This is a genomic window from Chryseolinea soli, assembly GCF_003589925.1.
Lineage (GTDB): Bacteria > Bacteroidota > Bacteroidia > Cytophagales > Cyclobacteriaceae > Chryseolinea > Chryseolinea soli.
In genome coordinates, this window is the sequence record NZ_CP032382.1 from 7628551 (window position 1) to 7640957 (window position 12407).

Annotated in this window: 11 protein-coding genes; all 11 read right to left on the minus strand. The window is 45.8% G+C overall.

Annotated features, from left to right (window positions below; translation table 11 throughout):
• Positions 1–14 precede the first annotated feature (14 nt).
• The 11 genes from D4L85_RS31740 to D4L85_RS31785 all read right to left on the minus strand — a co-directional run bounded on the left by D4L85_RS31740 (position 15) and on the right by D4L85_RS31785 (position 11862).
• The gene (locus D4L85_RS31740; RefSeq protein WP_119758127.1) at positions 15–1649 is read right to left on the minus strand and encodes a GMC family oxidoreductase; all 1635 of its coding nucleotides are present in this window, start codon (positions 1647–1649) and stop codon (positions 15–17) included.
• A gap of 34 nt (positions 1650–1683) precedes the next feature.
• Positions 1684–2637 carry a pirin family protein gene (locus D4L85_RS31745; RefSeq protein WP_160144126.1) on the minus strand — a complete coding sequence of 318 codons (954 nt, stop codon included), beginning with the start codon at positions 2635–2637 and terminating at the stop codon, positions 1684–1686.
• Positions 2638–2689: 52 nt separating this feature from the next.
• Positions 2690–3274: a Crp/Fnr family transcriptional regulator gene (locus D4L85_RS31750; RefSeq protein WP_119758129.1), complete on the minus strand. Its 585-nt coding sequence runs from the start codon at positions 3272–3274 to the stop codon at positions 2690–2692.
• Positions 3275–3307: 33 nt separating this feature from the next.
• Positions 3308–3730, minus strand: coding sequence for a nuclear transport factor 2 family protein (locus D4L85_RS31755; RefSeq protein WP_119758130.1), 423 nt, complete (start codon positions 3728–3730; stop codon positions 3308–3310).
• Positions 3731–3893: 163 nt separating this feature from the next.
• Entirely contained in the window at positions 3894–5822 is a 1929-nt protein-coding gene (locus D4L85_RS31760) for a sigma 54-interacting transcriptional regulator (protein ID WP_119758131.1), read from the minus strand.
• Positions 5823–5845: 23 nt separating this feature from the next.
• Positions 5846–8149, minus strand: coding sequence for a tetratricopeptide repeat-containing sensor histidine kinase (locus D4L85_RS31765; protein WP_119758132.1), 2304 nt, complete (start codon positions 8147–8149; stop codon positions 5846–5848).
• A 362-nt stretch (positions 8150–8511) separates the two neighbouring features.
• Positions 8512–9096, minus strand: a complete 585-nt coding sequence (locus D4L85_RS31770) for a Crp/Fnr family transcriptional regulator (RefSeq protein WP_119758133.1) — start codon at positions 9094–9096, stop codon at positions 8512–8514.
• A 308-nt stretch (positions 9097–9404) separates the two neighbouring features.
• Positions 9405–9560, minus strand: a complete 156-nt coding sequence (locus D4L85_RS34575; protein ID WP_160144127.1) for a hypothetical protein — start codon at positions 9558–9560, stop codon at positions 9405–9407.
• Between the two features lie 272 nt (positions 9561–9832).
• On the minus strand, positions 9833–10195 hold the full coding sequence (locus D4L85_RS31775) for a hypothetical protein (protein WP_160144128.1): 363 nt from the start codon (positions 10193–10195) through the stop codon (positions 9833–9835).
• A 53-nt stretch (positions 10196–10248) separates the two neighbouring features.
• Positions 10249–10995, minus strand: a complete 747-nt coding sequence (locus tag D4L85_RS31780; protein WP_119758135.1) for a hypothetical protein — start codon at positions 10993–10995, stop codon at positions 10249–10251.
• A gap of 165 nt (positions 10996–11160) precedes the next feature.
• Entirely contained in the window at positions 11161–11862 is a 702-nt protein-coding gene (locus D4L85_RS31785; protein ID WP_119758136.1) for a hypothetical protein, read from the minus strand.
• Between the last annotated feature and the right edge of the window lie 545 nt (positions 11863–12407).

Consider the following 12407-nt stretch of genomic DNA (forward strand, 5'->3'; position numbering starts at 1 on the left):
TTTATTTACTTCTCTTAGAGTGATTTCTTTATCTGATCAGAGATTTTCTCCGCCATCATGATGACGGTGGGATTGGGAGCCGCGGATACAGCATCGGGAAATATCGAGGCATCTACCACCCGGAGTCCTTTTACTTTATAGACCTTTCCCTGGAAATCCACTACCGCATTCTTACTGCCCGCTGCGCCCATCGGTGCAGAAGAGAATGGATGTGCGTAACTATCCACTGTACTTTTCACAGACGCGGCTACTTGCTCCTCGTTTTGCGCCTCCCATGGGTTGAGCTCTTTCACGATCAACTTCTTAAGCTTCTCCGACTTTGAAATTTTTCTTGCCAGTTGTACACCTTCCAGCAGTCGCTTGCGGTCCTCCTCCTCGGAGAGAAAATTCAAGTCGATGACCGGCACGGCGTTGGGGTCTTTTGAAGCCAGTTTGATCGTTCCCCGGGATTTCGGATTGGTTAACGCGACGGCAAACACGAATCCAGCCTTCGTAGGACTTTGATCCGCGGGGAATAAATGGGTCGCTGTAATATGGATATCCAACTCGCCGGCTTTGGCAGAAGAAGATTTTGTCCAGACTTTGGCGGCGATAACTGGAGTTTGTCGACCGACCGTATTCGGATCGGTTGCATACGCATTATAGTAGAATGGATGATCCACTAAATTCTCCCCGACAGGCAACTCGGCGACGACCGGGATAGAGAGTTCGTCCAAATGTTTTTTCGGACCAATTCCGGAGCGAAGTAGTATGGGTGCTGTACCATAGGTGCCGGCAGAAAGGATAATTTCATCTCCTTTGAATTGCTTGCCGTCTGTAAGTTGAATACCTGTGGCCGTTGTCCCATCGAAAAGAACCTTATCGATCATGGCCTCACCCTGGATGGTCAGATTGCTCCGTTTTCTAACATCCTTGTTCAGGTAGGTCATCGCCGTGTTCATCCGTTTACCATTCACGATGTTCATCGGATAAGGACCAACTCCATGCTGCTCTCCAGCATTGAAGTCACTGATCTCCTTGAGGCCATTCTCAACAGCTGCGCCGATGAATGCCAGTTGCATTGGAGTGATATCTTCCTTGCTCAACTGGGTAATCGGAAAAGGACCGGAATACCCATGCCACTCGCTGTTCTTCACCGTGGAAGTCTCCATCTTCTTGTAGTATGGCAAGACTTCTTTCCAGGTCCATCCTTTTATTCCTGCGGAAGTCCATCGACTAAAGTCACTCGGCAGTGCGCGAACAGCAGCCGCACCATTGATCGCCGAGCTTCCACCCAGTACTTTTCCATGCAGCACGTGAATCGGATGACCGATATAACCAGGTACTGTCTTGTAGCCCCATTCAAACTGAGGATCAAAATTTGCTCCGACGATGTTACTGTTGGCAAGTATTTCCGGATATGCATCCGGCTCAAACACTTTCCCTGCTTCCAGCAGCAATACTTTCACATCAGCATTTTCGGTCAGTCGGCTGGCCAGAACAGCTCCCGCTGAACCACCGCCGACAATGATGAAATCATAATCCGATTTCCTCGGTTTTTTCCCTTTGCGCTCCGACGGTTTAGAAGTTCCGCCCAATACGTTGGGCGGAACCATTGCTGCAGCTGAGGCCAGCATCATATTGCCGATGAATTTTCTACGCGTACTCATGATCTTGATATTTAGGGTTGTACATGGATATTTATTACGTGTTAATCTGTCCGTATTTGCCATCATAGTAGTCGTTGTAGGCCTGCGTGATTTCATGAGGCGTATTCATCACAAAATTTTCCTCTGTTACGATGGGCTCGTTGTAGGGTTCACCGCCAAACAAAATGATATCAATTGCTGTGTTCCGGACGTTGCTTATTTCGATTAATTCTCCCAGGGGAGTAAATGCAAGGACTTCGCCTCCCTGGAACTCGACGTCATTGGCAATGGCGCTACTCGCCGGGAGGAACGCAGCATATTCAAGTCGTTGGTCAGTGGTTATCGAGAATTGCTTCCCTGCCTGCAAGCAGATGTGAAATAGAAACTCGTTGGAGGAGCTGGGAACTTTGGCAATGCAATTTTTGTACTCACCTGCAAGGATTTTAATCCATCCGGCATTGTCGTCCAGTTCCTGCCTGCCGATTTCAACCGGAGAGATTGAAAAATATTCTGGCGCTTCAGACTTAAGATGTGAAGGCAGATTGATCCATAGTTTGACGATCGATAAATCGGGAGCGGTAGACTGGAACTCCGGTTGTACTCCTTCATCGCGCAAGACGCCGTTCCCAGCCTTCATCCAATGTGCTCCACCTGCGCTGAGCTTCTCGTGATTGCCCAGGCTATCCGCATGTTCAACTTCACCGGCCAGAATGTATGTTAATGTTGCAACGCCACGGTGAGGGCGAGAACCTCCGCCAAGAACTCCTTCGAGCGACTTGCTGAAGGATTGCCTGCTGGAAAGAACATGTTCAAGGAAAACAATTGGTCCAATCGCTTTGGCGAATTCATTAGGCAACAGGTGCAGCACCTTTATTTCACCTTGCCAGGCAGCGTTACTTTGCACGCGAAACCGAACCTTATTTTTGATTTTCCCAGACATAGCCGAGTTGCTGTTGACGTAGGTTAAAATTGCAACCCGCGGCGGGTAGATAGCGATGACAAATGACAAAAAAAATATGTGATATAAATCACATCGCGGTTGAATGCGCCAGTGAAGGATCTTACTTTTTGGCAGCGCGTGCCCTGATACGGCTAAGTGTTTCACGGTTGATGCCTAGGTAAGACGCAATGATGTGCTGAGGAAAGCGCTGTAGGAATTCAGGGTAGTTTTCTTCAAAGTGGTGAAGGCGGTCTCCGGATGATAAGCTGATGGCGGCTTCAATTCTTTTTTGTGCAGCTATCGCATGGTTGTTATCAAGTGTTAATATCCATTTCGTCATCACTGGAATACGATCCACCAAGTCGGATAAATCAGCCCTGGTCACCACCAGGCACTCGGTGTCTTCCCAGGCGTCAATATAATAGCTTGACGGAGTTTCTTTTATCAGACTTTCCCGGTCCGACGCCCACCAGTTTTCCAGGTATAACCGGATAACATGTTCCTCACCTTTTTCACCAACACGGTACTTGCGCATGGCACCTTTCACAATGAAGGCCGTGATCTTGCAAACCTCACCCTCTTGCAAGAAGTATTGCCTCTTCCTGAATTTCTTTGGTGTGAAGATGCTTTGGATCAAATCAATTTCCCATCCTTTCAGAGGAGTCGCCGTGAAACCATTAAGATATTTGATCAGGACGTCATACATTTTGCGAGGGCTAAGTAGATATAGGTCACGTTATCACGTTCTTGGAATATCGTCCACTCCATTTTTTAACAAGGCCCGTGCCGTGCACACCAGATTTTGTGCCTCCCGCAACAGTTTAATTTTGCCGTGTTCGTCTTTTACAAGCCTCCCAAAAAACAACTGATCAAACGGCCGATTGGTATGGGTTGCCATGGCATGGACTTCATATTCTGCAACAACCTGGTCATTATCTGCCATCAATAATCTGATGTTTGAGAATTTCCAATCCGGCACCATCTCCATCAGCGAGGCCAAGAACTTTTCAATTTCTCTTGGCCCTTCCAACCGGGGCTGCATATTTATGGTTTGCAGATAAGGAGTTTCCAAGACTCCGTCGGGAGCAAACAACGCCGCTGCTTTGGCAGGCGTAGAAAAAGCATCCAGATATTCCAACAAAAGATTTTTGCTATTCATCATTCCTACCCGAGGCAACAACAAGAGACATGCCATGGAGCCAAGCAGTTGTAAGTCAACTGTTTGGTGTGATGATAGGAGTAGCCGCTGACGATATTTCGTCAATTTTGACGACTAAAAGTAAGTGGCATTTTGATTAAGCCCTTCTGCTGGTTTACAGCGAGCCTTACTTAATGGGCCATGTAATACCCAAGCGCTTCATCTTGGATCGTAGTGTTGTGGGACGAAGCTGTAACAAATGACCTGCGCCACCTTGCCCGGAAATTTTACCATTACACCTTCTTAGCGCGGAAATGATGTGTTCCTTATCCATTTCATCAAAGGTCTTTATTTTTGGATCTGAGCTCTGGGAGAAGCTGGCACCAGGCAGTTGTTCGGGCATTTCAAATGAATCAATAACGGAGCTTTTAGCGAGCAGCACATGTCGTTCGATCAGGTGTTGCAACTCTCTAATATTACCCGGCCAGCTGTAGTTATGAAGTTGTTTCAAGGCCGACGCACTGAGCGTGATGTCTTTTCCTGATGCCTTCCCCATAATCTTCAGGAAATGGCTTGCCAGAGCAGGGATATCCTGTTTTCTTTCCCTCAAGGGCACAAGTGTTATCGGAAACACATTGAGACGATAATATAAATCGAGTCTGAAATTTCCATCAGCAATCTCCTGAAGTAAATCCCGGTTCGTGGCGGCGATGATGCGCACATCGGTCTTTATGGTCGTTCGACCGCCTACCCGTTCAATTTCTTTCTCCTGAATAGCTCTCAATAATTTACTTTGGACTTCCAATGGCAGCTCTCCGATTTCGTCAAGGAACAGCGTCCCCCCGTTAGCCAATTCAAATTTTCCGAGTCTTGTTTCTACAGAACCGGTAAACGCTCCTTTCTCATGTCCAAATAATTCAGATTCCACAAGGCTAACAGGCATTGCCGCACAATTTACCTTAACAAAAGGTTTACCCCTTCTATTTGAAAGTTGATGCAACGCTTTTACCAAACCTTCCTTTCCAACACCCGTCTCACCCATCACGAGCACGGTATTATCAAACGGTGCAACTTGCGATACTTTGTCAAGGGCCTCGAGCATCTTGGGACTTCTGCCAATGATTCCCTCCAGTTCGGGTTTCAATAGCTGGCCCGGATGCTTTGTACGCAGCGGCTTTTGTGGCGAATGCCGGTCATCTTCACTTTTCCTGACACTATCAATGACAGCGGCCAGAAGTTCCTGGACGGATTCAATCAATTCAATATGTTCCGAGGAATAGGCATCGGTATTATAGCAATAAAATGCAAGCGACATGTCGACGTCCCAGTGCTTCAACAGTGGTGCCCACAACATCGATTCAAAGCCTTTAATCTCCATGATCTTTCCTTCTGCTGCATTGGTCTTGCAATGCTCCCGATATCTTACACCGTTTAGATAGAAAGGCGTTCGCTTTTCCCTATTTTTCTTTCGCGTCTCCATGAGACTCGGCCATTGCTGACCATTACTATCAAGATCTCGGGATGAGTCAAACAGAAGGTATTCATCAAACCCAATCCGTTGATACCGATATACAGCACTTTCAGGTTTATTGATATCAGTGTCTACCACGACGAAATCGAACGGCAGAAATGACGTTAATGCCTTAACCAGAGACTGTACTTTTTCTGATTTTGCACCGTTCATTTCTTTAATATCCTGCAGCAGCTGGCTTAGCCAATGCTGTTGTGAGGATGTGAACTCGACACCTTTTCGGTGACGATATATCGCTATGTTAAGGGCCATCAGAATCTCACGTTCGCGAAAAGGTTTGATGAGAAACCCAAATGGTTTTGTCGCCAACGCTTCCTCCATGGTAATGGAATTGGAATTGGCTGTCAGATAAATAAAAGGAATATTTTTCTTATCAAGTGTTCGGGCCAGATCAATACCCGAAAGGTTCCCCTTTAAAAAAACATCGACCAGAACAACATCAGGTTTATTTTTCTCCATCAGCTCAATAGCTTCTTCAACAGATTTGGCAATACCATAGATTTCATATCCTTCCTTTTTCAGGATAATGCTAAGACTGTCGGCTTCGAGAAATTGGTCTTCGACGATCAAAACTTTGAGTGACATATACTGACGTTCTTTAATAGTTTCTAAAATAATTGCGTAGTATCGACCAACCTGTTTTGCTTGAGCAACCCATCGATGGAAAATACAACGCGGACTGTCGTGCCCTTGCCATTGAACATTTGACTTTCACCGGAGAGATCGGAAGCAAGCCCCTTGATTAACCGGATGCCAAAAGATACACTATCGCCGTCCACTTTTTCAGAAAAACCGATTCCATCATCCTCCACTTCAATGATTACTTTATTTTCCAAAGCCTTGTTAATGCGAACGGCAATGGTCCCCTGTATTTCACCGGGGAAGGCATGTTTCATGGCATTCGAAATAGCTTCATTCAGGATCAGCCCTACCGGCAGCGCAACTGAAATATCCAGTGAAATCGGATCCACAAACAAAGAGAATACTATGCGGCCGTCTGCTCCGTATGCTTCACGCAGATGCTCGACAAGTTCAACAACATACGCCGGCATCATAATCGAACCGTAATTGTTGGTATTATAAAGTCTTTGATGGATCATGGCAATAGCTTCTATTCTATTCCGGCTTTCCCTGATGGCGTCCATGACCGCTCCATTTTCCGTAGAGTCCATTTGACTGGTGAGCAAGCTGGTAACAATCTGCAGATTATTTTTCACGCGGTGATGGATTTCCCTCACCAACCATTCCTTTTGAATGAGCAATTCGTCTTTATCCGCGACCAGGTTTTCCAACTCAACGTTTTTCTCATTGACCTCCTGCTGTTTTGCCTGAAGTTGCTTGTACAGTCCTTGTTTGGTTCGATAGCGACCATATAATAATACTGACAACAGAGCGAGAGCAACGACACCGCCAATAACGATGTTACGAAGCAAGAGACTCTGCTGAAGGCTTGCCTCCTGAATGATCTGTTGTTGCTTGAGTAACTTAATGTCATTGTCCTTTTTCTCAGTTTCATGTTCCACCTCCATCTGAGCAAACTGAAATGTCGACGCCTCGTTTAGTATGGAATCCGTTAGACTCTTATGCAACTGATAGTTCACCAGCGCGGACTTGAAATTCCCCCTCGCGGAGTCAAGTTGTGATTTCAATAGATAAGCCCTCGCCATGTGCCTCTTGCCATTGTTTGGAACAAGGACCGAAAGGTAATCGGACATCGTTGTTTCTGCCTTGTTAAATTGACGGATATTCAGGTAGTACGTAACCAGGAAATGAAACGTGCTGAACGTGAGGACGTCTTTTTGAATGCCTTTCAGCAGACGTTCCATCTCATCAACGTATGGCCTTGCCTTTTCGAATTTCTTGGAACTAACATACGTGATAACGTAAAACAGGTTAAGGTGGAGACTGTCATACCGGCTCCACGGTTTCTGAAGGGCAGCCTCCCCCTGGCGGATCGACTCGATGGACGCGGCCTCCTTTCCCAACCGCGAATAAAAAAGACAATTAATTTCCGTGCAGACCAGTATGGATGATCGGTCGTTATACTTAATAGCTATAGACAACGCTTTGTTTGCATTGGGTATCGCCTGATCAAAATCTGATAGGTACGCATAGGCGACAGCAAGTCGCACATAGATAGTACACATCTGGAGTGTTGTGTCTTTTACCTCTTCTCCCGTTTTTACTGCCAGCAGGCCAAACCGGACAGCATCGTGTAAATCTCCTTTCTTTCCGAATATATAGCCCATGAGGTCATAAATGCCCTGCAAACTTTTGTGTCCAACGGATTTATAAATACTCAATGCTTCATTCAATTCTTTCATGGCAAGCTCTGCATTTCCAAGGATCTGGTCCAGGTCACCTAAGTCCTTTAACACATCTGCCTGTCTTTGCCTGCTGCCTGTAGTCCTGAAAAGCGCGAGGGCCTTGTCGAGGCATTTTCTCATTTCCTTGATTTCTGCAGCAGATTCCGATATCGAATAGTAGCGAGATCTTTCAACCCAGGCTTCCGCCATGTTTGCCGGATCAGAAATCGATTCATAGATTTTCAGCGATGATTCGATGTACGCTTTTCCATTTGCGCGGTCGCCTTTTTCACGATGGGCAGCGGCGTAAACAAAGTACGCCCTCGCTTCTGTTTTCTTATCATGCAATCGTCCATTGATCTGTTCAGCTTCACTAACTAATAGTTTGGCTGAATCAAGATCACCCGAGAACTCGCCAGGCTTATAGACGTAACAGAGCGCCAGCTCAAGTAAAAGTTTCGCCCTGCTTGAGTCTGTCCCGGTTTCTTTCAGCGCACGCGACAATTCATGTATTCGACGACTGGTTTGCTCAGCAGGAATTGTCTGAGCTTTTGTAGCAAAGAATGACGTAAGGAAAAGAATTTGCAGTGCAAGTCTACGGCACATAAATTATTCGACTTCTAATTTTAGACTGATCGATTACGCCCTAAAGCAATAAGTAAAACTTTGTTTGCAAGAATCATCTTTTATTAAGGTACTTCGTTGAAAAAAAATCGAGTTAAGCGAATCACGAAAGCATATGGCTTTTTGCAGCCACACGTAAAATTCTTTAGTGTAAAAACGTTGGGATTAAATCCATTCAGCCAGCCAGTGGCTCGAACAGTAAAATAATCAATAATGCCCCTATTCGCAAGAAAAGCCAAGCTCAAAAGTTGCAACCCTTAATTGGGGAGAACCGATGACAATTGTCAATAAAAAAGTGTGACAAAAGTCACAACGTTACGGGGTTGACCTACTACAAACAGGGTCTACTTCTTAGTGCCCCGACTGTTGATACGGCTAAGTGTTTCGCGGTTTATGCCCAGATAAGATGCGATGATATGCTTTGGAAACCGCTGTAAAAACTCAGGGTAGTTTTTCTCAAGATCGTGATAACGGTCCTCCGCGGACAGGCTGATAGCCGCATTAAGCCTTCGTTGTGTTGCCGCAGCGAAATTATCATCAATGGCCCTAATCCATCTTGTCATCGTCGGAATGTTATACACCAAGTCTGTCAGATCAGATTTCGTTACAATGAGCGTCTCAGTCTCTTCCCATGCATCGATAAAAAAAATTGAAGGTGTTTCTTTTATCAGGCTTTCACGGTCGGTTGCCCACCAGTTCTCAATCGATAAGCGTATGATGTGCTCTTCACCTTTATCACCCACCGTATACTGACGCATTGCCCCCTTAAGGATGAAAGCCGTGTGCTTGCACACTTCTCCCTCCTGTAAAAAATATTGTCTTTTCCTGAATTTCCTAGGCACAAAAACACGTTGAATTGCGTCAATCTCCTCGCTAGTCAGGGGGGTTTCTACGTGACGATTGATATAAGTAACAAGGGTGTCGTACATGATTCAGCGGAATATTAAAGGTATATAATTTGTCCATTTAAAGGGAAGGACAGACCCGGGAGTAAGGTAAAAGGCTGACAGATAATTTGTTGCAGCAAATTTAACCGCTCTTTAGGCGAATTCCAAGGTGCTGATAAACTGGTCAAGTCATTCATAGGCCGCAAGAGTCTTGTGCCATCCGCACGACTCCAAAAAATATATTTGAGACGCGTCTCCGGATACTTCAGAATTACAAATTAGTTACCTTCTCGGATTCTTGTATTCATTCTTATTCGCCGGTGAGGTTTTTATATTTTCCGAGTTCGAGGTTATGTTTTTAGTACGCCCACGGCTGCGTAATACGATTCACATTCCTTCCGGCCCCGTTCGACCGCTGCCAACATGCGTTTCTCGAACATGTCGGCGAAGTCGCCGTAGGCCAGATTTCCACAGAGCTTCATCACGATCATGCGTTTGAGTGGCATTTGACCGGATATGCGCGTGCTGAGATCCTCGCAGGGAATAGTATTGACGAGCTGATCATTTACCGCCTGGAGTGTACTGAACTTACGGAACCGATCAATGCATTCGCGTAGCAACGAGCATGATTCGATGAGCCGATCTTCGTGGTATACACCCGCTTCAATAAATGGGGTCCTCCCTCCAAGAAATTTGGCGTGGACTGGGGATTTTCGCCGGCCTCGTGCACGGTGATCTCATACGGGCCGGACAACAAGGGCTGATTGACCGGATCGGTTTAGGTAGCGCCACTTAGCGCTTGTTTCAAGACCTGGTTGACCACCGGGAAAATAACATCGTATACCGTCCAGTTGAAATTCAATTCATCGACGCCTGCTTTTGGATGGAATTCGTACCGGATACGGTAAATGGCTTCCCCTTCATTTTTTAGCATAACATAAATACGATTATCCTGGGAATGCTCATAAAACCCCAGGCTTTCGAACCCGATGTACTGCTTTACCTTCCGTTCAATTTCCTCAATCTTCATTCCTTGATGTTTGATCCTTCTATAGGTGGTCGTTGTGCTCCTCCCGTATATTTTATAGAAAATATCCAACGTTTCAATGGCGCCGCAGGCCCTGGGTACTTCCGTTGCCATAACCAGAATCGTTATGCCCCAAGAAGGAGCACCAAAAACGGCGATGCGCACCATCATGATCCATCTATAGTCAACGTCTTGTATTGTTCCTGGTCCAGACAGGCCTTCAGGGCTATCGCGGCGGCGAGGTAGGATTCGTATTCCTTCATCCCTTTATTGATGGCGTCCAGTAGTCTTCGTTCGAACCAGGCGGTAAAACGTCCGTACTCCGGATTGTCGCAGAGTTTCAAGATGATCATCCGCTTGAGCGCGGGGTGGTTGTTCATGCGGCTACCTACCTTTTCAAACTCCGTGGTTTTGATAAACAGATCATTTACGTGTTGCAGGGAGGAATAAGTCTCAAAGAACGGCAGAACAAATTGATCGATACCTTGCCGCTGCACAGCACACGCCCTGACCAGGCGGTGTTCATAATAGCTACTGTTTTCTATAAACGGCTCCACGCGATTGGCTTGCCTAAAATCTTGCATGGCATCGACGTTCTCCACACGATCCAACAAAGTCGTATCATAAAAATCAGCAGTCACGGGACTTCCATGCGAATCCGTATAGGTTGCGTTATTCAAAACAGCCATTAAAATCCGGTTTACCTTCGGAAAAATGATACTGTAGTGGATCCAGCTGAAATTGAGTATTTCCAGTATGCCCTTGGGGAAAAATTCATAACTGATCTCGTAAATAGCCTCACCCGACTTTTTGAACATGTAATAGTTACGGTCATAGTTTTTGTGCTCGTAAAAGCCCATGCTTTCAAAGCCGATGGCAGCTTTGACTTTTCTATCAACTTCTTCGATTTCCATTCTTTCTCGTTATGGCGTGATTGCTTCGTAGGCGGCCGGTGTACCGCCCTATTGGTATACATCCTTCTAAACGTTGGTGAGGCCTTGTATTGTCCTGGTCCGGGGATGTCCTCAGGGCGTTCCGTGCCGCGTAATACCAGTAGCGGTTCATCATGACTGTGAGTTTCAATGTATTTCAAACTTCCGGAAAGGCTCTATCTGAACATCTCTCAATCCTTTACTTTCCATTGCCTCTTTTGCTCGTTCACTTACCAGAAGCGAATTGTTAAATCCCCACATTACGTCGTATTCCACCGTCAAAACCATGGATTTAACACTCAGCAGAATATTATTATCGATCATCTCGGAACATTTTCTTTTGAACGCTTCGTAATCGATAAAGCCGCCTTTTTGAGTCTCGATAAGATTCCTGGTTTTCAGATCTTCATACTTGAATTCAGATGCCTGGTAATCGGCAATATTGTAGAGTGATCCGAAGATTTGAAGCAGGTGATACGTCCATGTCTCTTCTCTCTTTTCATATTTGATCAAATTCACGGGATGATACCGGTGGGGTGGCATGGAAAATCCATCCAATACAGCCTTCATTGCATCGCTCACAATAACTGCGAACCCGTGACGGGGTCGGAACGCTTTGTAGGTGATATCGTCCGACCAATATACCAGGTCAGCCTCGAAGGGTATGTGCCGCCGGTCCTTCTTATCCCGGTTGGTGTTGACCAGAAACATAGTGATCGGCGCGGCCATGTCGAGAGCCGCTTCACGCGAAATTATATCGTTAATATCATATCCGCCATTCGTACCTTGAATAAGAAGGGCGTTCCACTCTCGATTTCCATCGACCCGTGCCTTAGCTTCAAAAAACATAGTTTGTTGTCTGCTTTAGTTTGTTAAAAACGACATGTGGATGTGCTCCGGGGAGAGAGTCAGCTGCTGTGGTCAGATATGAACCGACAACGTCTGTTTTAAAGATAATACCGAAACCCTTTTTTCCGCCGTTGGCGGCGCCCCAAAAATTCCCTTGGGCGTGGCAAATGGTTGTTGAAAGAGCAAGGGCCGATAGTAATACATTGGCATTGAATTGGGACGAGAAAAATCGCATGACGATAACAGGTCAGATAGCTGTCAAAGTACAAAATTTCCGCGCGACACCGCGGATGTTTCGGATTAATTAAGTGTTAAAAACAAAGGGCACCGAGGGATGTCTGCCAAGCATAGCTATTTTTTTTGCCCCATCCAATCTAGAACTTATATTTAACCAACGTAGGCAAATATCCGAACCAAGCATTTGCGGCATTTCAGCCACCGCGCATCTGCCACATATGGGCTATTTAATATAAGGCACCTTATATAAACTTTACCCCGATTGTTCATTTATTTCAAAATATCCATACTACCCTCCACGCAAAACA